The 23,746-nt window shown below is 29.9% G+C and carries 27 protein-coding genes; 9 read left to right on the top strand and 18 right to left on the bottom strand.

What is annotated here, in order from left to right; all coding sequences use genetic code 11:
* The 6 genes from L0U72_RS09430 to L0U72_RS09455 form a co-directional block, all read left to right on the top strand.
* Positions 1-361: RNA polymerase sigma factor (locus L0U72_RS09430; protein ID WP_233898975.1), on the top strand; the 361-nt coding region annotated here is incomplete at its 5' end.
* A gap of 3 nt (positions 362-364) precedes the next feature.
* Positions 365-1,006: a hypothetical protein gene (locus tag L0U72_RS09435; protein WP_233861840.1), complete on the top strand. Its 642-nt coding sequence runs from the start codon at positions 365-367 to the stop codon at positions 1,004-1,006.
* 39 nt (positions 1,007-1,045) lie between these two features.
* Positions 1,046-1,546, top strand: a complete 501-nt coding sequence (locus tag L0U72_RS09440) for a hypothetical protein (protein ID WP_233861842.1) — start codon at positions 1,046-1,048, stop codon at positions 1,544-1,546.
* Positions 1,547-1,820: 274 nt separating this feature from the next.
* Entirely contained in the window at positions 1,821-2,912 is a 1,092-nt protein-coding gene (prfB, locus tag L0U72_RS09445) for a peptide chain release factor 2 (RefSeq protein ID WP_233898976.1), read from the top strand.
* Positions 2,913-2,952: 40 nt separating this feature from the next.
* Positions 2,953-3,312, top strand: a complete 360-nt coding sequence (arsC, locus tag L0U72_RS09450) for an arsenate reductase (glutaredoxin) (RefSeq protein WP_233861844.1) — start codon at positions 2,953-2,955, stop codon at positions 3,310-3,312.
* A 40-nt stretch (positions 3,313-3,352) separates the two neighbouring features.
* Positions 3,353-3,688, top strand: a complete 336-nt coding sequence (locus L0U72_RS09455) for a hypothetical protein (protein ID WP_101917093.1) — start codon at positions 3,353-3,355, stop codon at positions 3,686-3,688.
* Positions 3,689-3,751: 63 nt separating this feature from the next.
* Here the strand turns inward: L0U72_RS09455 and L0U72_RS09460 are convergent, their stop codons facing one another.
* The 16 genes from L0U72_RS09460 to pepE all read right to left on the bottom strand — a co-directional run bounded on the left by L0U72_RS09460 (position 3,752) and on the right by pepE (position 18,218).
* Entirely contained in the window at positions 3,752-4,753 is a 1,002-nt protein-coding gene (locus L0U72_RS09460; protein WP_233897196.1) for a glycosyltransferase, read from the bottom strand.
* Positions 4,754-4,797: 44 nt separating this feature from the next.
* Positions 4,798-5,595: a DUF3050 domain-containing protein gene (locus L0U72_RS09465; RefSeq protein ID WP_233898977.1), complete on the bottom strand. Its 798-nt coding sequence runs from the start codon at positions 5,593-5,595 to the stop codon at positions 4,798-4,800.
* Between the two features lie 74 nt (positions 5,596-5,669).
* On the bottom strand, positions 5,670-6,482 hold the full coding sequence (locus L0U72_RS09470; protein WP_101917095.1) for an enoyl-ACP reductase FabI: 813 nt from the start codon (positions 6,480-6,482) through the stop codon (positions 5,670-5,672).
* Between the two features lie 66 nt (positions 6,483-6,548).
* Positions 6,549-8,201, bottom strand: a complete 1,653-nt coding sequence (gene recN / locus L0U72_RS09475) for a DNA repair protein RecN (protein WP_233898978.1) — start codon at positions 8,199-8,201, stop codon at positions 6,549-6,551.
* Between the two features lie 488 nt (positions 8,202-8,689).
* Entirely contained in the window at positions 8,690-8,986 is a 297-nt protein-coding gene (locus tag L0U72_RS09480) for a Bor family protein (protein WP_233861854.1), read from the bottom strand.
* A 180-nt stretch (positions 8,987-9,166) separates the two neighbouring features.
* Positions 9,167-9,916 (bottom strand): VIT1/CCC1 transporter family protein, encoded by a 750-nt coding sequence (locus tag L0U72_RS09485; RefSeq protein ID WP_193706499.1) that lies wholly within the window; start codon positions 9,914-9,916, stop codon positions 9,167-9,169.
* A gap of 123 nt (positions 9,917-10,039) precedes the next feature.
* Positions 10,040-10,927: a type IX secretion system protein PorD gene (gene porD, locus L0U72_RS09490; RefSeq protein WP_233898979.1), complete on the bottom strand. Its 888-nt coding sequence runs from the start codon at positions 10,925-10,927 to the stop codon at positions 10,040-10,042.
* Positions 10,928-10,988: 61 nt separating this feature from the next.
* Positions 10,989-12,197: a bifunctional phosphopantothenoylcysteine decarboxylase/phosphopantothenate--cysteine ligase CoaBC gene (coaBC, locus tag L0U72_RS09495; RefSeq protein WP_233898980.1), complete on the bottom strand. Its 1,209-nt coding sequence runs from the start codon at positions 12,195-12,197 to the stop codon at positions 10,989-10,991.
* Between the two features lies 1 nt (position 12,198).
* Positions 12,199-12,519, bottom strand: coding sequence for a DNA-directed RNA polymerase subunit omega (locus tag L0U72_RS09500; RefSeq protein ID WP_101917101.1), 321 nt, complete (start codon positions 12,517-12,519; stop codon positions 12,199-12,201).
* 3 nt (positions 12,520-12,522) lie between these two features.
* Positions 12,523-13,344, bottom strand: a complete 822-nt coding sequence (locus L0U72_RS09505) for an outer membrane protein assembly factor BamD (protein WP_101917102.1) — start codon at positions 13,342-13,344, stop codon at positions 12,523-12,525.
* A 136-nt stretch (positions 13,345-13,480) separates the two neighbouring features.
* Positions 13,481-13,996: a ferritin gene (locus L0U72_RS09510; protein ID WP_101917103.1), complete on the bottom strand. Its 516-nt coding sequence runs from the start codon at positions 13,994-13,996 to the stop codon at positions 13,481-13,483.
* A 183-nt stretch (positions 13,997-14,179) separates the two neighbouring features.
* Positions 14,180-15,055 (bottom strand): 4-hydroxy-tetrahydrodipicolinate synthase, encoded by an 876-nt coding sequence (gene dapA / locus L0U72_RS09515; protein WP_233861860.1) that lies wholly within the window; start codon positions 15,053-15,055, stop codon positions 14,180-14,182.
* The gene (locus L0U72_RS09520) at positions 15,055-15,588 is read right to left on the bottom strand and encodes a DUF6913 domain-containing protein (protein WP_233898981.1); all 534 of its coding nucleotides are present in this window, start codon (positions 15,586-15,588) and stop codon (positions 15,055-15,057) included. Before L0U72_RS09520 ends, dapA begins: the two co-directional genes overlap by 1 nt.
* 7 nt (positions 15,589-15,595) lie before the next feature.
* Positions 15,596-16,711: an esterase-like activity of phytase family protein gene (locus L0U72_RS09525; RefSeq protein WP_233898982.1), complete on the bottom strand. Its 1,116-nt coding sequence runs from the start codon at positions 16,709-16,711 to the stop codon at positions 15,596-15,598.
* A 142-nt stretch (positions 16,712-16,853) separates the two neighbouring features.
* A complete protein-coding gene (locus L0U72_RS09530; RefSeq protein ID WP_101917107.1) occupies positions 16,854-17,306 on the bottom strand; it encodes a ferritin-like domain-containing protein in 453 nt (150 codons plus the stop codon).
* 201 nt (positions 17,307-17,507) lie between these two features.
* A complete protein-coding gene (pepE, locus tag L0U72_RS09535; RefSeq protein WP_233898983.1) occupies positions 17,508-18,218 on the bottom strand; it encodes a dipeptidase PepE in 711 nt (236 codons plus the stop codon).
* Between the two features lie 129 nt (positions 18,219-18,347).
* On the opposite strand from pepE, the gene L0U72_RS09540 reads away from it, so the two are divergent.
* The 3 genes from L0U72_RS09540 to L0U72_RS09550 all read left to right on the top strand — a co-directional run bounded on the left by L0U72_RS09540 (position 18,348) and on the right by L0U72_RS09550 (position 22,098).
* Positions 18,348-19,154, top strand: a complete 807-nt coding sequence (locus tag L0U72_RS09540) for a carboxypeptidase-like regulatory domain-containing protein (protein WP_233898984.1) — start codon at positions 18,348-18,350, stop codon at positions 19,152-19,154.
* A 30-nt stretch (positions 19,155-19,184) separates the two neighbouring features.
* A complete protein-coding gene (locus tag L0U72_RS09545) occupies positions 19,185-19,676 on the top strand; it encodes a DUF6702 family protein (RefSeq protein WP_233884958.1) in 492 nt (163 codons plus the stop codon).
* 208 nt (positions 19,677-19,884) lie between these two features.
* On the top strand, positions 19,885-22,098 hold the full coding sequence (locus L0U72_RS09550) for a M1 family metallopeptidase (RefSeq protein ID WP_233898985.1): 2,214 nt from the start codon (positions 19,885-19,887) through the stop codon (positions 22,096-22,098).
* A gap of 92 nt (positions 22,099-22,190) precedes the next feature.
* On the opposite strand, the gene L0U72_RS09555 is transcribed toward L0U72_RS09550, so the two are convergent.
* Together L0U72_RS09555 and L0U72_RS09560 are read right to left on the bottom strand one after the other, a co-directional pair.
* Positions 22,191-22,652 (bottom strand): nuclear transport factor 2 family protein, encoded by a 462-nt coding sequence (locus L0U72_RS09555; protein WP_233898986.1) that lies wholly within the window; start codon positions 22,650-22,652, stop codon positions 22,191-22,193.
* 30 nt (positions 22,653-22,682) lie between these two features.
* Positions 22,683-23,636 (bottom strand): AAA family ATPase, encoded by a 954-nt coding sequence (locus L0U72_RS09560; RefSeq protein ID WP_233861871.1) that lies wholly within the window; start codon positions 23,634-23,636, stop codon positions 22,683-22,685.
* Positions 23,637-23,746: the final 110 nt, after the last annotated feature.

Below are 23,746 nucleotides of genomic sequence, written 5' to 3' on the forward strand. Positions count from 1 at the left end.
ATGGAAAAACTACAATACTTTTAGAGGAGATGCTAAATTTAGTACTTGGATGTATCGAGTTGCTTTAAATACTGCTATTTCTTTATATCGAAAATCTACAAGAACGGTTAAAACACAAAATATTGCCGACTATAATTTTAAAATCAAAGCGATAGATTATGACGATACCCAAGAATTACAATTAGAAAAATTATATAAAGCAATTCATCAATTAAATGATATTGATAAAGCGCTTATACTCTTGTATTTAGAAAACAAACCCTACAAAGAAATATCGATAACATTAGGAATTAGTGAGGTAAACGCGCGTGTAAAAATGAACAGAGCGAAAGATAAATTAAAAAAAGTATTAAACCCATAACAAATGGAGTTAGATAAATATAAAAAAGCGTGGAGGAATCAGTCGAAAGAAACAAATAACGTTTCTAAAACGGCTATTTATAAAATGGCACATGCTAGGTCGTCTTCTATTGTAAAATGGATTTTTATTATTGGAATTTTAGAGTTTTTATTTTGGCTGATTTTAAACCTTTTTACTGCCAATAGTAAATACCTGAAAATTTATCAAGAACTAGGTTTAACCACGATAATTGATATTACATATTATATTCATTACACCGTTATCGCTATTTTTTTATACGCTTTTTATAAAAATTATGCCTCTATTTCAATATCTGATACTACAAAAATTCTTATCAAGAAAATTTTAAACACCAGAAAAACAGTAAAATACTATGTATATTTTAATTTAATCTATATGATTTTAGTTTATATTGTACTCTTGTATTGTATTATTACAGATTTAGATGTCTTAATCGCTTACTATAAAAATCAAGGAATAACACCTCCGACCAATAAAAATCAGCTATCAATGACTTTAATACTAGGAGCAGTAACTTTATTAAGTGTTATGTTTGGGTTTTTATGGATTTTTTATCGAATAATTTACGGAACATTAATCCGAAAATTAAATAAAAATTATAAAGAATTAACTAAGTTTGAATAACTAAAATTGAAAATTTGAAAAATTAAAAAATTAAGTTTTATGAAAAAAATAATAACAATTGCTCTTTTTTTATTCGCAATGACTAGCTTTTCTCAAGAAGATAGCTTCTGGGATACGGTACGATTTGGAGGAAGCTTCGATTTAAGTTTAGGAGGTAATAATACTTCTGTTGGTGTTTCACCAAGTGCTGTGTACGATTTTAATGAAGAGTTTTCAATCGGTGGTAGCCTTGGATATTTACACAATAAAAGCAATAATTATACTGCAAATATGTATTCGGTAAGTATTATCGGTTTATACAGACCTATCAATTATATCGAATTTTCTTCGGAATTATCACAATCTTATATCAATAAAAATTTTAATAATAATACCATCAAAAATAATAATGATGAAAAATATAGCTATCCTGCTTTAAATTTAGGCGTTGCCTATATTCAAGGAAAAATTACCTTTGGCGTTCAATATAATGTGTTACACAAAGAAAATAAAAGTATTTACGCAAATGCATTTTCGCCATTTGTAAGAGTATTTTTCTAAATTTTCCTGAATTTTAAATATTTAATGAAAATCAAATACATTCAATTGTATTTGATTTTTTTTGTCATAAATATTCTTGATTAAAAATAATTTTATAGCTAAAAAAAAATACCGTAAAGAAGCTTAGCCCCGATTGAAGCAACTGTTTGAGCTCTTTTTTTTGATTTTTCTTCAAAAAAAAAGCGAGTGCGGAAAGCGGGAAATAGCTCCAAATCAAATTATTTATTACCTAATTACTGTTTTTAACTATCATTTTAAAATGTATTTTTGCCGTATGATTACACAAGAACAGCTTAAAAATATAACAACACGCATCAGCAAACTAAAAAAATATTTAGATATTGATAAAAAATTGATTGAAATTAATAACGAAGAAGAAAAAACAGCCAATCCTAATTTCTGGAGTAATCCAAAAGAAGCTGAAGAGGTAATGAAATCACTCCGTTTTAAAAAAAAATGGGTAAGTGATTATCAATCAGTTATTTCAATGAATGAAGACCTCGCTGTATTATACGATTTCTACAAAGAAGATGCCGTAGATGCCTCAGAAGTTATCGAACAATTTGATAAAACAAGTGCTTTCTTAGAAGATATCGAGTTTAAAAATATGCTATCTGATGAAGGTGATAATTTAAGTGCAACTATTCAAATTACCGCAGGTGCTGGCGGTACGGAAAGTTGCGATTGGGTAGCAATGCTGATGAGAATGTACTCGATGTGGGCTGAAAAACAAGGATTTACCTTAAAAACATTAAACTATCAGGCAGGCGATGTTGCTGGCATAAAAACAGTTACTTTTGAAGTTATTGGCGATTATGCCTTCGGATGGTTGAAAGGAGAAAATGGCGTACATCGTTTGGTACGAATTTCACCCTTCGATAGCAATGGAAAACGACATACCACTTTTGGCTCGGTGTACGTGTATCCTGTGGCTGATGACACTATTGAAATTGATATTAATCCTGCGGATATCGAAATTGTTACCGCACGTTCTAGCGGAGCTGGTGGACAAAATGTGAATAAAGTAGAAACAAAAGTACAATTGACTCACAAACCTAGCGGTATTCAAATTCAATGTTCCAATTCTCGCTCGCAACACGATAATAGAGCAACCGCTTTAAAAATGCTGAAATCACAATTATACGAAATCGAACTGCAAAAAAGATTAGCAACTAGAGAAAATATCGAAGCAGGAAAACTAAAAACCGAATGGGGAAGCCAAATTAGAAACTATGTAATGCATCCGTATAAATTAGTCAAAGACGTACGAACAGCACACGAAACAGGAAATGTTGATGCCGTTATGGATGGAAATATTAATCCGTTTTTAAAATCATATTTAATGCTAAACGGACAAAAAAAATAAATATAACTACACGAAACCTCTCAAAATCACTTTAAATAAAATGATTAAAATATACCACAATCCACGTTGTTCAAAATCGCGCCAAGGTGTTGAAATACTAGAAAATTCAAAAAAAGAATTCGAAATTATTAAATATTTGGAAAATATTCCTTCTGAAAAAGAATTATCAGAAATTATAGGACTTTTAAATATAAATCCGATTGAATTGGTTCGTAAAAATGAAAAAATCTGGAAAGAGAACTTCAAAAAACAATTTGAAAACAACGAATTATCAGACACACAACTTATCAAAATAATGGTAGAAAATCCAAAACTAATTGAACGTCCAATTGTTATCAATAAAGAAGAAAACAAGGCTGTAATCGGACGTCCAACAGAAAATATTTTGACAATAATTTAAATAAAAAAACAATACATTAACACGAGTAAAAATAAGTAAAATGATTAAAATATACCTACTTGCTCTTTTTTTCTTAGCTACAACCTTTAAATTAAGTGCTCAAAATAATGACAATAATGATTCGTATCTTGAATTTTCTGCCTCACAAATAACAACTGCTCTGAAAATCAGCAAAGAAAAAATTTCTAACGAAGAAATATCTAATTTTTCTTTTAATAAAGGCGTTGAATATCAAGGTCAAAATTTTTGGTCTGTGGCTACAAAAAATCAAGAAACTTATTATTTTAATAGTTCTAAAAACTTTGAAAAAGTAACCCACACAAAAGAAAATTATAATTCTCTAATGGAATATATTATTGAACAAAGTGATTTTTAAACTCAACATAAAAGCACTCAAAAGAAAATTTAACAAAGAATATTTCAAACTAAATTGAGTGCTTTATTTTTTTATAAATATTGACCTAAATGACCTAAATTCAGATTGTAAAAACCCCAATCCATAGCCTAGAAATTGTACAAATGTTGTTAATTTACTTAAACTAGCAATATATAAATTTTTATTTTTCAGATAAGCATCTATAAAAATAGCCGTAAAATAGCCTACATAAAAAACACAAAATTGCCAAAATCCGAAGAAAAGAAACAAAATACTCATCAGAAAACCGACCATAAACAAACTCGGAAACCAATACGTTATTTTGGCTGTTTCGGGATATTTTGCATTTAAAATAGGACGAGCTGTTCCAAAAGCAAAGGTTTGTTTAAAAAATTGACGAATCGTACTTCGGCGTTTATGATACACAAAAGCGTTTTCTAGAAACTGTGTTTCAAAACCATTTTCCCACAAACGAAAGGTCAAATCAATATCTTCACCTGCTTTCATTTTTGAAAATCCAGCAGTTTTTAGAAAGGCTTTTTTTGATATTCCAAAATTAAAACTCCGTGGCTGAAACTTTCCAATCCCTTTTTTTTTACCTCTAATTCCGCCTGTTGTCAGCACCGATGTCATCGAATAATTAATCGCTTTTTGCAAAGCTGTAAAATTTTCATGTGCGGTATCGGCACCTCCAAAAGCATCGGTATATTTTTTTGTTAAGCCTTTTTTTACTTCGGATAAATATTGTACGGGAAGAATTACATCGCTATCTAAAATGATAAAATAATTTCCTGAAGCCCGTTGCATTCCGTAATTTCGGCTTGCTCCTGCCCCACTATTTTCTTTGTAAAAATAGGCAATATTTAATATTGATTTATATTTCGCTACAATTTTTTCAGATGATTTTTCAGAGCCATCTTCAACAATAATAATTTCAAAATTTTCTTTTAGAGTCTCTTTTAAAGTATCCTCTAAAAACGTTTGTTTTGTCAGACTTTCTAATAATTCTTTAATTTCTTTTGGGCGATTATAAACAGGAACTATTATGGAAAATTTCAACGTCATTTGATATTTTAAACTTAATTTACATCTTAAATGTACTTAAAAAATTAATGCAACGAATTTTGATTGATTTGATTGATTTGTCTTGTAATTCCGTCCCAAAGATTTACACGTTTTTGTAATGATTCTTTAGCATAAAATAAAACATCTTGCCATTTTTGGGCATCATTTCCGCATAATTCTTCAATCATTTTTAAGGACAAAGGACCGTGTTCATCGCCATCTAATTCGATGTGTCTGTTTAAATAATAGCTTAATTTTGTATAATTTGAATTTTCATTTTCTTGAGTATTTTTAACAATTTCAAGAAACATATCAGGAATTACATCTTCTCGTCCGAAGGTAAAACTCGAGGCAATAATATGCGGTGCATTGGTTTGAATAACTTCAAAAGAAAATAAGACAAAATCTTTTACTTCTTGTAATATTGATGTTTTATCTAATGCTTTTTCTATGGATTTTCCTTCGATAATTTGGTCGATAAAAACAGCTATTTCTTGCGTACTTGCGCCTGCTTGATTCATGGCATCAATATACATTTCAAAATGACTTTTAGGTTCGCCGAGTTCATTTACATCGGTTTCTTCACCTAAAACTATTTCATTAATAAACCGTGCTGTTTTAGGATTTTCAACAGGAAGCCACGGCAAAGTTGTACACGTTAAGTTGCGTTGTAACGCTTTTAATAGCGACATAAAATCCCAAACTGCAAAAACGTGTGATTCCATAAATGTTTTTACATCATTGATATTTTTTAAGCAATGATATAAAGAATGTTCTTTTAATTGGGTTCTTAGAGTTGTTAATTCCTGTTCTATTTGTGCTATGTCTAAAATATGCTTCATATTAAAATATTAAAATGCAAATTTAACGATTTGCCTTTTAATCTTATTTTTAAGGATTGTTAAAGTTATTAGAATTATTCTTCTGTAAATTTTTCCATAACGGCAGTACTTACGCCCATGTTTGAGAATCCGCCATCATGAAATAGATTCTGTAACGTTACTTTTTTTGTTAGATCAGAAAATAATGATATGGTATAATCGGCACATTCTAAAGCGGTTGCATTTCCTAGTGGCGACATTTTGTCGGAATAGGCAATAAATCCATCGAAACCTTTTACACCTTGTCCTGCTCTAGTTGGCGTTGGCGATTGCGAAATCGTATTGACACGTACTTTATAATCTCGTCCAAAAAAGTAGCCAAAACTACGAGCAATCGATTCTAAATACGCTTTATTATCCGCCATATCGTTATAATCTGGAAACACACGTTGTGCCGCCATATAGCTTAACGCAACGATACTTCCCCACTGATTCATGGCTTTTTTATGATATAAAACATTCATTAATTTATGAAATGAAACCGCAGAAACATCAGCACCTTTTGCGGTAAAATCATAATTTGGATCGGTATAAGGACGCTTTTTACGCACGTTTACCGACATTCCTATGGAATGCAAAACGAAATCTATTTTTCCGCCTAAAATTTGGGTTGCTTTTTCAATTAAATGGGTTAAATCATCGATTGAAGTTGCATCAGCTGGAATAAGTGATGCACCTGTTTTTTCGGCTAATGCTTCAATATTTCCTAAACGTATTGCTGATGGAGAATTAGTTAATACAAATTCTGCTCCTTCTTCACAAGCACGTTCGGCAACTTTCCAAGCGATAGAATTTTCATCTAAAGCCCCAAAAATAATACCTTTTTTACCTTTTAATAAATTGTACATATTTATTTTATACTTTTATATGCTATTATTTTATGCTTTTATAATATTTTTCTTAAAATTGTTTTTCTAATTCAACAATTCTTTTGCGTGAATTAACGCACTTTCAGACACCTCTTTTCCACTTAACATTTCTGCAATTTCGATAATCCGTTCTTTATCAGAAAGTAATTTTAAATTAGAAGTTGTTACGCCATTTTCTTCACCTTTATACACTTTATAATGTTGCAATCCTTTACTGGCAATTTGCGGTAAATGCGTAATGGTTATTACTTGCATTTCTCGGCTCATATCTTGCATTATTTTGGCGATTTTATTGGAAACTTCACCAGAAACTCCTGTATCAATTTCATCAAAAATAATGGTTGGAAGTTGTATATTTTCTGATAAAATTTTCTTTACAGATAGCATAATTCTCGATAATTCTCCACCAGAAGCGACTTTTTTAAGTTCGCCAAAATTCCCACCTTTATTTGCTGAAAACAGAAAATCTAGGCTATCTTTTCCATTTGAAAAATACTGATTCGACTGATTTAATGTTATTGAAAAACGAGCATTTGGCATTCCTAATTCTGAAAGCAAACCTTCTAATTCTTTTTGTAATTTTGGAATTGCTTTATTTCTAGCTTTTGTGATTACAAGTGCAATTTCGTCTAATTTTTGAGCGATTTTATGTATTTCGGCATTTTTAGCGGCAATTAAAGTACCAGAATCTTCCACTTGAGCTACCTTTTTCGCCAATGCTTCATAAATAACGAGTAATTCTTCGATAGATGCTACCGAATGTTTTTTCTGAAGATTATAAATTACTTGTAATCGGTCATTTAATTCTTCTATTTCATTGGGATTGAAACCGACATCTTCATTAGCGTTTTCTAATTCGGTAACAACATCGTCTAATTCTAGTTTGATGCTGGTAACTCTACTTGTTATTTCTTGATAACTTTTTGAATATTCGCTTATTTTTTGCAGATTATTTTCTAATAAATACAATAGATTTTGCAATCCAATTTCATCGTTTACAGCAATTTCTAGTGCTTCTGATAAGCTAACTTTTATTTCTTCAATATTATTTAGTTTCTCTAATTTTTCTTCGATGATTTGTTGTTCGCCAGCAACTAATGCTGTTTGTTCAAATTCATTGAAAAGATGTAAATTATAAGCGTATTGTTCTTTTGATTTTAAGGTTTCTTCCTCTAGAATTTTACGTTCTTTTTTTAATTGGGTATAAATTTTCAGATTTTTTTTATAGGCAATTATTGCTGATTTATTTTTAGCCAAGGCATCAATAACGGAAAACTGGAAACTTGTATCGGATAATTCAGCAGTTTGATGTTGCGAATGAATATCGATTAATCTTGTTTTTAAGGTTGTTAGAATTGATAATCGAACAGGCGTATCATTTACAAAAGCTCTTGATTTTCCAGAAGGAAGAATCTCCCGTCTTATGATTGTTTCTTGTTCATAATCAATATCAAATTCTTGAAATATATTTTTCAAATCATATTCTCCGACTTCAAACTTGGCTTCGATAATACATTTTTTTTCGGTATTTTTCAAGGATGATAAATCGGCACGATTTCCCATCACCAAGCCTAAAGCCCCCAATAATATTGATTTCCCAGCGCCTGTTTCTCCTGTTATTATTGATAACCCTTTGTTAAAATCAATCGATAACTGATTGATTAGTGCGTAATTATGTATAGATAAGTGTGTAAGCAAATTTCTTGATTTATAAGAACTAAAAGTACGGATTTTGTATGTAATTTTAATAAATTAAATTATTAAAAAGCATCAATTATTTATGCTAAATATTTTAGATATTCTGTAAATTACTATTTGAGTGTGTTATCTAATTTAAGCCTATTTATTTATTTTTTATGTTGATAAATAAGTGCAAAAATTAAAATTTGAGAAGAATTTAATGAGAGAAAAAACAACTATTTATGCTGTTCTTTTTTTAGTTATAGTTTTTTTAGTTAAAAAAATAAAAACGATAAATATGAAAAAAAGAATTATTTTGCCTATTAAATATCCGTATCCATATTCGGTTAACCTTTTAAAATCTGTTAGTAGTATTTGCACGATATTGACTAATAAGATTAAAGAAATTACAACCGAAACGTAAAAAATTATTTTTTTCATTTTTAAAATTTCTTAATGATATAAGAAAGGTAATTAAACAAATTACCTTTCTTATATATAATTAACTATTTCGTTACCGTCGTAGTTGTAGGAGTATAAATACCAAAAGTTAAAGCAGAAACTAATCCATTAACAAATGATTGTCTAGTATGCACTGTGTAATTTTTGGCACCGCTAGCCATTTGTTTTGAATTTGAAACTCCAACAGGAGCTAATCCATAAACTACATAATGATTCCATTCTGTAATTTGAGAATTACCTTTTGCACCTTCTCCTACAACACTTGTATAAGAATAACAAGATGTTAATAACATTGATGAAGCAAACATAATTGCCATCATTTTCATTGATTTTTTAATCATTTCTTAAAATTTATTTATATTATTGTTAAAATCTGTTCTTTTTAAAAAAATATCCTTATAAACTTCCATATTAAGACGACAATTTAACATATAATTTTGAAACAAAAAATTATATAATGCTTTTAATTAAAAAAAAGACATATTTAATTTTACTAGAAAGACTACGAAATAAGTAAAAAATTAATTAATATTTACATTAAAAAGGTATCCAACAAGGGCTGTTAATCCCATAGCGATTGTTCCCCAAAAGGTAATTCTTAAAACTGCTTTTACAATACTTGAACCTCCTGCTCTAGCGGCTAATGCTCCTAGAATTATCAGAAAAAACAATGCAAAACCATAGAGTGAATATTCCATACTTTTTAATGGAAGAAAAACTGTTACTAAAAAAGGGAGCAATCCTCCAATGGTAAATGCGGCTCCAGATGCTAATGCGGCTTGCATCGGCTTGGCTTGACTGATTTCGTTAATTCCTAATTCATCTCTAATATGTGCTCCTAATGCATCATGTTCGGTTAATTCTTTTGCTACGATCTGTGCCGTTTCTGCTTTGAGTCCTCTTTTTTGATATATTTCAGCAAGTCGTTGCAATTCAATTTCAGGCATTTCCTGTAATTCTAGTTTTTCACGTTCGATATCTGCATTTTCAACATCTGTTTGCGAACTTACCGAAACATATTCTCCAGCTGCCATCGACAAAGCTCCAGCAACTAATCCTGCTAATGTTGCCAATACAATTGGTTCTCTAAAATTACTTGCTGCGGCCACACCAATTGCAATACTTGCGGTTGATAAAATTCCATCATTTGCCCCTAAAACAGCGGCTCTCAACCAATTACTTCTATGTATATAATGATTGTCTAAATAATGTTCTAATCCTGTATTTTCTGTAGTTTCTTTTGATACTTCTTTTGATGTTTCTTTTTTCATTTTAGCGTTTTATTATAAATAATGCATAAAATTTTGAATTCTATTTTAACACTAATCCGTAGTAATTAATACGCAATTGTGATACTTAAAAAACTACCTACTCTTTTATTTATTGTAGCTAAATTAGTTGATATTTTTCCATTTATTTTTATAGGTAGGCGCAATTTTATTTAGAACAGCGAGCATTTTCTGGGTATTTTCTACTGATGTACCACCGGTAAAAACACTTGATATTTCATCACCTTTGGCATCTAAAAAGACACGAATCATATAATTTCCTATCGCGATATTATGTGTTTTTTGTAAATTGATGATATTTTCAGCGATTTTTTGTTTTGCTATTTGTTCTTTATCAGCAAAATTATCAAGTCCATTTCTATGATATCCGTAATAAATACTACGTAAAGCACTAAATTTTGAAGATAATAAATTATCAATCAACGCAAAACGATTTTGTTTTCCGACCTTATTTTGCCATCCTTTTTCTCCATTAGCTTGTGCTTGTAATAGGACATTTTCAGCTATTTTAAGCGATTCCGTACCACCTTTTAGAGCAAAAGTATCGGCATCAACACCTAAAATTGTGTACACATAAAAAGCGATTGTAGACACTAAATTACTATCATAGCTATTTGGATTAAAAATTAATGGAGCGTATTGGGTATATTTAAAATTAAAATTGGAATCATTAATATTTAAAATAGGCGTTGCATAGCTTGTATTATATACAGGTCGTGTGGATTGTACTTGTAAACTTGCACTAAAATTATTTCCCTTTTGTTCATTAATAATAATGGTAAAAGCACAATTAATACGTTCTTGTTGTTTAACGTTTTTATCTGTCCATTGTTTTTCGTTAATAAACTCGGTTAATGATTTTTGAAGTGTTTCATAGACTTGTTTATTACTGCTTTGAACTTTATCGGTATTTACGGTTACCAACGCATTTAATTCTTGCGATTGCCCAGAAATTGATGATAAAATCATCATTAAAAATAAAAAAATACGCATTTATTATAAGTTTAATTTGTTAGGTCAAGTGATTTAACTGAACGTCACTTGAGCTGACAATTTACAAAACTCTTTTAAGAATTTCGTTTATAATATCGACAGATACTTCTTTTTTAGATTTTAATTCAAATGGTTTTTGATTAAAATCAGCATCAATAATGGTAATTTTATTGGTATCGGTAGCAAAACCAGCGCCTTTATCTTGTAATGAATTGAGTATAATTAGGTCTAAATTCTTTTTGACGATTTTACTTTTTGCATTTTCGATTTCATTATTTGTTTCCAAGGCGAAACCGACTAATAATTGTGTTGTTTTTTCTTGTCCTAAAGATTTTAAGATATCTTTGGTAGGTTCTAATTCGATAACTAAAGCAGCATCTTTCTTTTTTATTTTTTGCGTAGCGATATTTTTTGGTCGATAATCGGCAACTGCAGCAGCTAGAATTGCGACATCAACATTTTTATAATACTGATGACAAGCATCATACATTTCTTGTGCTGATTTCACATTAATTCTATCAATAAAAGAATGTGTTACTTTTTGATGCGAAGGTCCTGCGATTAAAAAAACTTCAGCGCCTAAATCGGCGGCTGTTTTAGCGATTTCAAACCCCATTTTCCCAGAAGAATGGTTTCCGATAAAACGTACAGGATCGATAGCTTCATAGGTTGGTCCTGCGGTAATTAGTATTTTTTTTCCACGCAATGGCAATTTCGATAAAAAATCATTTTCGATAAAAGCAACAATATCTTTAGGTTCAGCCATGCGTCCTTCGCCTATTAATCCGCTAGCTAATTCACCAGAAGTTGCTGGAATTAAAATGTTTCCAAAGTCTTGTAGGGTTGCTAAACTTTTTTTGGTTGATGGATGTTGATACATATCTAAATCCATCGCGGGAGCAAAATACACAGGACATTTTGCAGATAAATAAGTTGCTAACAACAAGTTATCGCAAGTACCATTTGTCATTTTCGACAAGGTATTTGCGGTTGCTGGAGCAATGAGCATAATATCTGCCCAAAGTCCTAAATCAACATGATTATTCCACAATTCATTTTCCGCTTCTTTTTCATAAAAAGTAGAATGAACAGGATTTTTAGAAAGTGTAGAAAGTGTAAGTGGTGTTATAAAATCTTTAGACGCAGGAGTCATTATTACTTTAACTTCTGCGCCAGATTTTATAAATAAACGAACTAAGTTCGCTGTTTTATATGCCGCAATACCTGCGGTAATACCAAGTAAAACTTTTTTACCGCCTAGTACGTGCATATTATTCTGCTTCTGGAGTTCGGTAATAAATTTTTCCGTTCAACCATTCATCGACAGCAATAGCGTGAGGTTTTGGTAAACGCTCGTAAAACTTAGAAACTTCTATTTGTTCTTTGTTTTCAAAAACTTCTTCTAAGCTATCGTTATAAGTAGCAAATTCATCTAACTTATCAACTAATTCTCTTTTTAAATCTGCATTAATTTGATTCGCTCTTTTCGCTATAATTGAAATAGCTTCATAAATATTTTCTGTTGGAGCTTCGATAGCTTCTTTATTATAAGTAATAGTACTTAAGGGTGCTTTCGTTTCTTTATAATCCATTTTTTAACTTTTAACTAATTGTTCTTGTTCTTTATTTAAAGCGGCTAACATTTCATTCGAATCTTCCAAAAATTTTGATTTAGGAAAACTTCTTTTTAATTTGTCGTATGCTTTTATGGCTACTTTAATTCTTTCAGCTTTTCTACGTTGCGTGCTTTTCATCACAAAATCGTGCGCTGCCTTTAATCGAAAATATAGGGCTTCTTCTTTATATTTTGTTCCTAAATAATCAGATAATAAATTATCAAAAGCTACGATTGCTGCACGATAATTTCGAGAATCATACCCTGCGGTATTATAATATGTTTTAGCAATTTCAAATGCTTTTTTCTCTAATTTACCACGTAATTCTGTATAATATTTGTTTGCTTCTGGCAATTTATCAGAATCAGGATACGCATCAATAAATACTTGAAAAGATTCTAATGCCTTGTTTATTCCCGTAGGATCTAGGCTAAAACCTGGTGACGATTTATAATAACTTAATGCTGATAAAAAAGCAGCTTCTTCTTTTTTAGAACTTTTCGGATAATTTTTCGAGAATCTATCAAAATAATATCCTGCTAAACTATAATTTTTCTCATTAAAATTAGCTTGAGAAACCATATATTGAATACGTTCCATTTGCGGTTTTCCTCGATATGCAGGTGTTGCTTTTTCAAATAAACGGATAGCTTTGCTGTACTTTTGTGCTTCGTACATTTTCACGGCCATTTTATATTGATCTTGAACACTTCCTTTGTTTAATACATTATGATATTCTCCACATGAAGATAAGATCAATAGCATTAGAACTAAATACGCTAAGTTTTTAATTTTTTGCATCTTGCAAAATTAGTGATTAATTATGGATTATTAAAACGATTTTTTACGCTAAGTATAGCATACTGCAATAAAGCATAAAAAAGTTATACAATTTTGAAAAAACTACTAATTGTTTGTTAATGTTATTTGTTGATTATTACGCATTGTTAGCGGCTGCTCCTTGCGCTACGATTAACTTTACATCATTATCAAACAAATACAAACCACCTTTATCGTCGCCAATTAAATTAATTTTATCTAAAATATTTCTTGCCAATGCTTCTTCTTCTATTTGTTCTGATACGTACCATTGTAAAAAGTTATGCGTTGCATAATCTCTTTCTTGTAATGTAATATGTACCAAGTCATTAATTGATTCCGAAACCATTACTTCGTGGTCAAATAAAGTCTGAAACATATCTTTAAACGAGCCAAATTCACTTGGTGGCGCCACCAATTCAGAAACTTTTGCGTGTCCTCCTCTTTCGTTTACAAACTTCACTAATTTCAACATATGCATACGTTCTTCATCAGAATGAGCGTACATAAATTGCGCAACTCCTTCAAAACCTTGTGTTTCTGCCCAACAAGCCATTGATAAATATACTTGTGAAGATTGTGCTTCTATTTGAATTTGTTTGTTTAAGGCACTTTCTATTACTTTTGATAACATACTTTTTTATTTTGATTTTAATTATTTTATTGATTATTTTTATTGATTATAAATAACGTACTATTTATACAAAGATGCAAAAAAAAGACTACAATTAAAAAACTGTAGTCTATTATAAGTGTAATTTTTGTTTAGATTTTATGTAAATAAACAATTATTTATCATCTATTTATCTCTAAAATACTATAATGCGTCTATAAAATCTGATATTTTTGTTTGTAATTCTTCGGATGCTTTTACTAATGGTAAACGAACGGCATCATCGCAAATACCTTTTTTTAATAGTACGGCTTTAATTCCTGCGGGATTATTTTCTTCAAAAATATAACTAACAATATCCATTAATTGATAATGAATTTGATAGGCTTCTTTATTTTTTCCGTCCAATCCTAACTGAATCATTGTTGAAAATTCTTTTGGTAATGCCTGTCCTATTACGGATATTACACCAGCTCCACCTGCTAAAACAACACCTAATGCTAAATCATCATCACCAGATATTATTAAAAAATCGTTGGGTTTATTTTTTAGTAATTCTAAATATTGTTGCTGATTATTTCCTGCTTCTTTAACGCCTATTATGTTGTTAAAATCGTTTGCTAATCGTAAAATGGTTGCTGGTTCCATATTTTTAGCGGTTCGACCAGGCACGTTGTACAAAATAATTGGTTTTGTTGTGGCTAAAGCGATGGCTTTAAAATGCTGATAAAATCCTTCTTGCGTTGGTTTCGAGTAATACGGAGCGACGGATAATATTCCATCAATAGCTGATAAGTCTAATGATTTTAACTCCTCAATTACGGTTTGCGTATTATTTCCTCCAACGCCTAATACTAATGGCAAACGATTTTTATTTTCATTTACAATAGTATTAATAATTTCATTTTTTTCTTGTTTTGTTATCGTACCACTTTCGCCCGTAGTTCCGTTGATAACTAAATAAGTTGTTCCGTTATCGATATTATAATTTACTAATTTTTTAAGTGCGTCGAAATCGACACTTAAATCTTCGCTAAAAGGCGTTACCAAAGCCACTCCTGTACCAACAAATTTTTGCATTATATTTTATTTAATATGGTTAAATATTTTTTTAGTTCCTGATTTAAAATCGTTTCATCAAAGCCATCATCGGCAATTATGAGATTATATAATCGGTCATCAATATTTGCAAAACCAGTTTTTAAACGGGCTTGCGATAGCAAAGTTATTGTATTGGTATATAAGTTTGGTGTTTTTATGTAATTAATCAGTGCGTCATAGTCAATTTTAACGAAATTTTTTAAATTGTCTGATTTCAAACTTGCTTTAAAGCCAATATCTTTTTCTGTAAAAATTTTTATATTTTCTTCTTGACTTTCTTCTTGATTTTTGTCTTTTTTTTCAAAAGGTTTGTAAATAAGTACGGTTATATTTTCTTTTTGAAAGGGAAATTTAGTTGTTAAATCAGCAATAATTTTATTTTCTATGGATGGATTATCCAGCAAAACAGCGATTTTTTTAATTTTATATTGTTGTTGTTCTTTATTCTGTGCTGTTAGAATCGTTTTATTATAAAATTTTTGGATTGATTTTTCTTTAAGTTTGCTTATCATCTTGGTCTTATTTTTCTTGAATTTCGAGCAATAAAAACTGATTTAATTGCTTTCCATATACTTGAAAATTATCATCAGCAACTAAAATTAGCGAATTATTTCCATTCGACAATTTTTCCCCGAGGGTAATTCCTTCCATATTATCGATAATTTCATGGGTTAATTGATGTTGAATTGATTTAAAATCGAACACTAATTCTTTTTTAAGTGGGATATATTTTTCTTTTTTCAGCGATTGAATTTCTAAGGTATTTGTTGAATTTTCATTGATTGTTGCTTTAAAAATTCTGATGGTATTTCCGAGAGTTCCATAACCGCTTTGATAGCTTCTTTCCACAATAAGAAAGGTGTTTTTTTTGTATGCCAGAATTGCGGTAACGCCGTTTAAATTGACGTTTCCTTTTGCGGGTTTGTCAATTTTTTCTAGCTGATACGCAAATTGTTTGGTTGCTTTTTTGGTTTGATTATCGAAATACGTAATTCGTATTGGCGATTGTGTTTTATGAAATGTCGGTTCTTCGCCATCTGTTTCTAGTGGCGCCTCCATAGCGACCCAAAATCCTTTTTTATCGAAACTTTTTGACGAGCTTTCAAACGTGCCATTATGTTTTGGTTTTGCGTTTGAATTTGCGTTAAAATAATCGGGAATTGTTATTTTTTCTTGAAAATTCCCTACCGTATCCACGGTAAAAATTGTTGGGTTTTTGCCATTACGAATACTTCCTTCACTTACTAAATTGAGTTTATTTTGGGTTACAAAAACCGATTCTAAATCTAAAGTATTGTTTTTATAGAAGTGGCTATTTTTATTTATTTGAATACAATTTTTAAAGTTTACATTTTTGATACTGTCATTTTTGATGATAATATCACCAATTAAAACTCGTGGATTTTTGGCATCATCCACGACCATATAATATTGATTATTCGCAAAATCAATTCCTGAAATTCCTCCGATGATGGTATTTTTAAAATTCAAGGAATCTTTCACAATAAATTCATTTAAAAACTTCAGGCGTATTTCGGATGTTTTTGTTTCTTCTACTATTTTTTGTGATGTTTTACAACTTCCAAAAATGATAAAAATCAACAATAAACTGATATATAAAAATTTCTTATTCATCCAACAAAAATACTATGTTTGATAAATATTCTATTGTTTTTCATCTAAAAAATTAAACAGTCATGATATCAGTTTAAAAAAGTTCAAAAAAAACTCAAATCATCTGATTTGAGTTTTTTAAATTAAAAATTGATACGGAATTTTATTTTAGATCTTCTAATCTTTTGATATTTACGGCATCTTTTAAAATCATATTACGCTGATTTTCTAAAATAAGTGTTGTCGATTTAGGCAATACTTCTTTCGAATTAATTACTTGGTCATACTCTTCAAGTGCTGATTTTTCACCTCTTAATGCTTCTTCAAGCATTGCTTCATCTGTTTCAGGTGATAAAAAAGATTTTGTATTCATCCAAACTCTATGAACAGAACCTGTTAAGCTACCATTTTGCTCTGGAGTTTTGCCAAAGTTTTTAATTTCAGCTTTTAAATCTTGAGTAAAATTTTTACGTTCATTCGCTTTTTGTTCAAAATAAAGCGTCAGATTATTATTTTTAGCATTTTCTGAGGCAGTTCTATATCCTTTTTCTGCATCATAATTTTTTTCTAATAAACTGTTTAATTGATTTGCTACTTCTTCTGTGTAATTGTACATAATTTTTTAATTTAATAGTTAGTGGCAAATTATTTTTTAGATGCTTACCGTTTTAACATCTTTTAATTAATTAGTACACCACAAAAATACAAGGCTATTACGTTTCGTTTTTGCTCATATGATTTAGATTGTAACTCATTTGAATTTATCTTGTTAAAACTATCAAAAACCATCAAAAACCATTAAAAATTGACACCTATTTTAGTTTAGCAATACATTTAGTTCCGTTTTCATGGCTAATTCGACAGGTTCTTTATCTTTTTGAAATAACCGTGCTGGTAAATTTCCTTTTAAAATGATTTGATTTCCTGTTACAGCTAACCAACTTCCTTCTCGTAAGCCTAAAACGGGCGTTTCATTGAAAATATGATATTCTTTTATTCTGGTTTCACGAGTTTCGCCCATGTGTTTCGAATTTTTAATCGGATCTAAATAATGTGCATTGATATTAAAAGGAATAAATGCTAAGGTTTTAAAACTTGGCGGATATACAATTGGCATATCATTAGTATTCATCATGGTAACGCCACAAATATTACTTCCTGCGCTTGTTCCTAAATAGGGAGTTCCGTTTTCGACCACATTTTTCAGCGTGTCAATTACATCTTTTTTATACAGTTGATTGACTAATTCAAACGTATTTCCGCCTCCTGTAAAAATAGCATCGGCTTGTTGTAATGCTTGCTTCGGATTTTCAAATTCATGAATTCCTTTCACTTTTTTATCAATTTTAGCAAATGCTTTTTGGGCAATTTCGGTATATGTATCGTAACTAATTCCGCTAGGTCTTGCGTAGGGAATAAACAAAATAGTGTGTGCTTTTTCAAAGAAAACAGCTAATGTTGGCAATAAATATCCTAAATATTCACTCCCGTGAACTGTTGATGTACTTGCGATTATTAATTTTTTCATAGGTCAAATTAACAAAATTTATCATTACTTTAAATTATTTTTAAGATTTTTTAACGAAAATTAAAAGTTCTTTGTTTTACACTTATTTTATTTCTTGATGTATTAAAAATTACTAAAAAATAAAAAATCATGAAAAATAAACAATTACTAATTATAAGATTTTTTCTAGTATTTTTTTCTGGAGTTTTTTTTAAGATTCAAGCTCAAGAAAACAACACATATCGAAAATTTTTATATGCCGATGTTCGTAATAAAACAACTCTTTTAGAAAATGTAAACATCATTAATTTAAACACAAAACAAGGGACTTTCACCACTATAAATGGCAAATTTAAAATTTTAGCCAAACCAACAGATTCTTTAAAAATATCATGTATCGGTTATAAAACAATTATTTTTGAAGTGAAAAACATACATTTCGGAATGCAAAAAAACATATTTATCCTAAATAAAAAAAAATATAAATTAGATGAAGTACATCTAAAAAAACATTCTTTAACAGGTTCTTTAACTTCGGATATCAAAAAAATTAAGAACACGCAAATCATAAACGCAAAAACACTAAATTTACCCTACGCAGGTTCTAAAATTTTAACATCCACAGAAAGAAAATTATATACCGCTATGGGTGCAAAAAATATACTTTCTCTAGATTATTTACTTAATAGTGCTTCTGGAAGAATAAAAAAATTACAAAAATTACAAACTATTGAAAATTTAGAAAAAAAAGTCAAAAAAATAAAAAACACCTATACTTTATCGATTATAAAAGAATATAACATCAAAGAAACGCACGTTTATAAATTCATTTACTTTTGCACTACTGATGAAAAATTCAATCAAATTTATAATTCAACAGCAATAACAATGATTCGATTTTTAAAAAACAAAGCCGAATTATTTAAAAAACAATATCCAGCCGATTATCAATTATAACAGCTTCTAAAACGAAATAAAACAACAACCATGAAAAAATTTATAATTCTTCTATTGATACTTCCGCTACTCTCTTTTAGCGTTCATAAATATTATATTTCACTGACAGAAATCGACTATAAACCAGAAACGAAATCGGTACAAATAATTATGAATGTTTTTATTGATGATATCGAAAATGCCATCAATAAAGAATATAACGTAGATTTACAGCTCGTATCAAAAAATGAATTAAAAAACTCTGATACTTTGTTTTTCAAGTATTTAAAAAAACATTTTAAACTAAAAATCAATCAAAAAGAAGTACATTATAATTTTATCGGTAAAGAATATGATGGTGATATTGTCTTTTTTTACTTAGAAATAGAAAATATTGCTGATTTTAAAACCATCGAAATACAAAATAATGTATTAATGAGGCATTTTTCGGAACAACAAAATTTAATTAAAGCATCTGTAAATAAAGAACGTAAAAGTTTATTTTTAACTAAAAAAAAGGATACCGATATCTTAAATTTTTAATTAACATCTTTTAAATTTTATAAAGCTATGTTAATTATGGAACAAATTTATTTTGTAAAGCGCAAATTTAGTAACTTTCGGAATATTTTAAAAAACTCTTTAAAAACTCATTTAAAAAATCATAGAATTTATCATAAATTATAAAAAATCAAACTTAATATCAAACTAAAAGTCTAAAAATCAAACTTAATTAAACTCAAAATAAAAAATGAGAAAATATTATACCCTGTTGGTGGTGGCTATTTTTGCTTCATCGACAATATTTGCACAAAAAACACCTCAAAAAGGTCATACGGATCAAAATAAATTTCGTCAATTAAAAGACCTATTACCAACTCCAAATGACCAACGCACCGCATCTGGAGCTCCAGGGCATCAATACACGCAACAAAAAGTGGATTATGCAATGGTGTTGCATTTAGACGAAAAAAACGATAAATTATACGGTGATCAGACAATTACATATCATAATAATTCTAAAGATAAATTGGAATATTTATGGATACAATTGGATCAAAATATGCGTGCGCCCGATTCTCAAAGTCCTTTAATTGAATCGACAAGTGCAAGTGCTTTTCAAACTCCTGAAAAATTCGTTGCGACCAACATGAGCAAACCAAAAGATTTTGGTTTTAAAATAGAAGCCGTAAAAAATGGCGATGGTACCGAATTATCGTACACTATCAACAATACGATGATGCGTATCAATTTATCAAAAGCGATTGCTTCTGGTGAAATTTTTAAATTTAGAATCAAATGGAATTATTTAATTAATAATTCGGTAATTGATGGCGGACGTTCTGGTTTTGAATTATTTCCTGATGGCAATAAAAATTATACCATTGCACAATTTTTTCCTCGATTGGCAGTCTATGATAACGTAGAGGGTTGGCAAAATATGCAGTTTTACGGACGCAGTGAATGGGCGTTAGAATTTGGTGATTACGATGTTAAATTAACCGTACCTGCCGATCATATTGTAGCGGCAACTGGTGAATTACAAAACGCAAAAAATGTACTGACCAAACAACAACGAAACCGTTTAGAGAAAGCAAAAACATCTTATAAAGATCCTGTTTTTATTGTTACGCAAGAAGAAGCAGAAGAAAATGAAAAAGAACAAAGTACCAAAACAAAAACATGGCATTTTAAAGCAATTAATGTGCGTGATTATGCCTTTGCATCTTCAAGAAAATATATTTGGGACGAAATGGCAGTAAATATTAACGGTAAAAATGTGATGGCGGTGTCGTTGTATCCTAAGGAAGGAAATCCGTTATGGGAAGAGCATTCTACCCGAGTTGTTGCCAATACATTGGAAGAATATTCTAAAATGACTTTTGATTATCCGTACTCAAAAGCGATATCGATACACGCAAAAGACCAAGGAATGGAATATCCGATGATTTGCTTTAACTACGGACGACCAAACCCTGATGGAACATATTCTGATAGAGTTAAAAATGGAATGATTGGCGTAATTACACACGAAGTTGGGCATAATTTCTTTCCAATGATTGTAAATTCTGATGAGCGTCAATGGACTTGGATGGATGAAGGTTTAAATTCTTTTGTTGAAATATTAGCTGAATTAGACTATGATCCGAACTTCAATACTAAAAAATTACCCAAAGATATTGTGCGTTATATGAGTTTAGATCAGAATAAATTAACACCGATTATGTCGCAAGGCGATTACGTAAAAAACTTCGGACCTAACGCTTATACCAAACCAGCGGCGGGCTTGTATTTGTTACGTAAAACCATCATGGGACCAGAATTATTTGATTTTGCCTTTAGAACCTACGCTAAAAGATGGATGTTTAAACACCCTACTCCTGCTGATTTTTTCAGAACAATGGAAGATGCTTCAGGAATGGATTTAGACTGGTTTTGGAGAGGTTGGTTTTACGCAACTGATTATGTTGATATTGGTATCAAAGATGTTAAAAGTTTATATTTAAGCGATAAACCGAACGAACAAACAAAGAAATTACAAGAACAATATCCTTCTTATTTTGCAGGTTTAGGAAAGTTAGTTTTTTTAACGACCAATAAAAATGATGCGAATTCTTATTCTGTAAAAAGATATGTTAATTCATTATCTTCGGATAAAAAAGCAAGTTTAAAAACGATTCCTGACTATATATATCAGGTTGAATTTGAAAAACCAGGAGGTTTGCCAATGCCAATTATTGTAGAATTAACCTATGCTGATGGTAGCAAAAAACGAGAAAAATTTCCTGCAAAAATATGGATGAAAGATGATACTAAAGTGTTTCGTGTTTTCACTTCGGATAAAGAAATAAAGAGTTTTGTTGTAGATCCAGATTTAGAAACAGCCGATATTGATACTACTAACAATCATTGGCCAAAGCAGAAAACAAGTAAATTTGATACTTTCAAGAAAAGAAGAAAGTAAACAATAATCAATCTAATAATTTATTTTGATAATTTTTTCAGGTTTATCTGACGCTTACCAAAAACCCCCACTTTAAAAGTGGGGGTTTTTAATTAGCAAGAAGTATCGGCAATAATTTTCCATTCTTCGTTTATTTTCTTGAAAATAATCATAAAAACACCGTTTGCATTTCCTGTTTTTCTAGTCAAATAATATGCTCCCATTACAAAATATGAATTATCATTAATTTTAGAAACATCATTGATTTTAAATTTCAAAATTCCTGTATCTTCTTTTGTTGGATAGCCTTTTTTATAATTTTCCAATGTTTTATTCCAGCCGTAAGTAAGTCCGTTACTTCCGTAAAACTTTAGGGAATCATTTTTCCAATATCCTTGCATATAGCCTTCTAAATCATGTTTTGACCATGCTTTTTCTTGCATTTTCAAAACATTTAGAATGTCTTTTTTGTTATTTTTATCACTTTCTTCTTGTTTTTCTTCTTGTTTTTCTGATGCCACTTGACAAGAAATCATACTTACTAATAAGATGGTATATAGCAGTATTTTTTTCATAATTATATATTTTAGTTTTGATTTAAAGTATTAAAATAACGATTTAATAATTTCTTTACTATGAATTCCTTCGGCTTCGGCTTTATAATTTTTAACAATTCTGTGCGATAATATCGGGATTGCAACTGCTTGAACATCTTCAATATCTGGAGAAAATTTACCATTTATAGCGGCATATGCTTTTGCGGCTAAAATGAGGTTTTGCGACGCTCTTGGTCCTGCTCCCCAATCGATATATTTTTTAATAAGTGTGGTTGCTTTTGCTGATTTCGGACGTGTTTTAGCTACTAAACCTACCGCATATTCAATTACATTATCGGCAACAGGAATTTTTCGAATTAATTGTTGAATTTCTAAAATTTCTTGTGAAGAAAGAATTGTTTTTATTTTTTGATTTTTTGTTGATGTCGTATTTTTAACCACCTGAACTTCCTGTTCAAATGTTGGATATTCTAAATGAATCGAAAACATGAATCGGTCTAACTGCGCTTCTGGCAACGGATACGTTCCTTCTTGTTCTATCGGATTTTGAGTAGCTAATACAAAGAAAGGCGTATCTAATTTATACTGATTTCCTGAAATAGTTACTGATTTTTCTTGCATTGCTTCAAGTAATGCTGCCTGTGTTTTCGGAGGCGTTCGGTTAATTTCATCAGCTAAAATAATATTTGAAAAAATAGGGCCTTTTATAAATTTAAATTGACGATTTTCATCTAAAATTTCACTTCCTAAAATATCCGAAGGCATTAAATCGGGTGTAAATTGAATACGATTAAATTCCAAGCCAAGTACTTCTGAAATCGTATTTACTAATAATGTTTTTGCCAAACCAGGCACGCCAATTAAAAGCGAATGTCCGCCACAAAAAATGGAAACTAAGGTATAATTAACCGCTTCTTGCTGACCGATTATCACTTTACCTATTTCTTGTTGTAATTGGTTGAATTGTTTTACTAAATTATTTACAGCGATTACATCAGACATAGTATTTTTTAAGTTTTAGATAAATATGTTTAAATAATTTTGAATAATTTCAAAAATAGTGATTTACAAATTAATAAAATTTATTATAAAACTAAGATTCCCGCTAAAAA

The organism is Tenacibaculum piscium, from assembly GCF_021390755.1.
Taxonomy (GTDB): domain Bacteria; phylum Bacteroidota; class Bacteroidia; order Flavobacteriales; family Flavobacteriaceae; genus Polaribacter; species Polaribacter piscius.

Coding starts and splice junctions, on each gene's coding strand:
- L0U72_RS09435 (WP_233861840.1), top strand. CDS start 365: ATGGAGTTAGATAAATATAAAAAAGCGTGGAGGAATCAGTCGAAAGAA.
- L0U72_RS09440 (WP_233861842.1), top strand. CDS start 1,046: ATGAAAAAAATAATAACAATTGCTCTTTTTTTATTCGCAATGACTAGC.
- prfB (WP_233898976.1), top strand. CDS start 1,821: ATGATTACACAAGAACAGCTTAAAAATATAACAACACGCATCAGCAAA.
- arsC (WP_233861844.1), top strand. CDS start 2,953: ATGATTAAAATATACCACAATCCACGTTGTTCAAAATCGCGCCAAGGT.
- L0U72_RS09455 (WP_101917093.1), top strand. CDS start 3,353: ATGATTAAAATATACCTACTTGCTCTTTTTTTCTTAGCTACAACCTTT.
- L0U72_RS09460 (WP_233897196.1), bottom strand. CDS start 4,753: ATGACGTTGAAATTTTCCATAATAGTTCCTGTTTATAATCGCCCAAAA.
- L0U72_RS09465 (WP_233898977.1), bottom strand. CDS start 5,595: ATGAAGCATATTTTAGACATAGCACAAATAGAACAGGAATTAACAACT.
- L0U72_RS09470 (WP_101917095.1), bottom strand. CDS start 6,482: ATGTACAATTTATTAAAAGGTAAAAAAGGTATTATTTTTGGGGCTTTA.
- L0U72_RS09480 (WP_233861854.1), bottom strand. CDS start 8,986: ATGATTAAAAAATCAATGAAAATGATGGCAATTATGTTTGCTTCATCA.
- L0U72_RS09485 (WP_193706499.1), bottom strand. CDS start 9,916: ATGAAAAAAGAAACATCAAAAGAAGTATCAAAAGAAACTACAGAAAAT.
- porD (WP_233898979.1), bottom strand. CDS start 10,927: ATGCGTATTTTTTTATTTTTAATGATGATTTTATCATCAATTTCTGGG.
- coaBC (WP_233898980.1), bottom strand. CDS start 12,197: ATGCACGTACTAGGCGGTAAAAAAGTTTTACTTGGTATTACCGCAGGT.
- L0U72_RS09500 (WP_101917101.1), bottom strand. CDS start 12,519: ATGGATTATAAAGAAACGAAAGCACCCTTAAGTACTATTACTTATAAT.
- L0U72_RS09505 (WP_101917102.1), bottom strand. CDS start 13,344: ATGCAAAAAATTAAAAACTTAGCGTATTTAGTTCTAATGCTATTGATC.
- L0U72_RS09510 (WP_101917103.1), bottom strand. CDS start 13,996: ATGTTATCAAAAGTAATAGAAAGTGCCTTAAACAAACAAATTCAAATA.
- dapA (WP_233861860.1), bottom strand. CDS start 15,055: ATGCAAAAATTTGTTGGTACAGGAGTGGCTTTGGTAACGCCTTTTAGC.
- L0U72_RS09520 (WP_233898981.1), bottom strand. CDS start 15,588: ATGATAAGCAAACTTAAAGAAAAATCAATCCAAAAATTTTATAATAAA.
- L0U72_RS09525 (WP_233898982.1), bottom strand. CDS start 16,711: ATGAATAAGAAATTTTTATATATCAGTTTATTGTTGATTTTTATCATT.
- L0U72_RS09530 (WP_101917107.1), bottom strand. CDS start 17,306: ATGTACAATTACACAGAAGAAGTAGCAAATCAATTAAACAGTTTATTA.
- pepE (WP_233898983.1), bottom strand. CDS start 18,218: ATGAAAAAATTAATAATCGCAAGTACATCAACAGTTCACGGGAGTGAA.
- L0U72_RS09540 (WP_233898984.1), top strand. CDS start 18,348: ATGAAAAATAAACAATTACTAATTATAAGATTTTTTCTAGTATTTTTT.
- L0U72_RS09545 (WP_233884958.1), top strand. CDS start 19,185: ATGAAAAAATTTATAATTCTTCTATTGATACTTCCGCTACTCTCTTTT.
- L0U72_RS09550 (WP_233898985.1), top strand. CDS start 19,885: ATGAGAAAATATTATACCCTGTTGGTGGTGGCTATTTTTGCTTCATCG.
- L0U72_RS09555 (WP_233898986.1), bottom strand. CDS start 22,652: ATGAAAAAAATACTGCTATATACCATCTTATTAGTAAGTATGATTTCT.
- L0U72_RS09560 (WP_233861871.1), bottom strand. CDS start 23,636: ATGTCTGATGTAATCGCTGTAAATAATTTAGTAAAACAATTCAACCAA.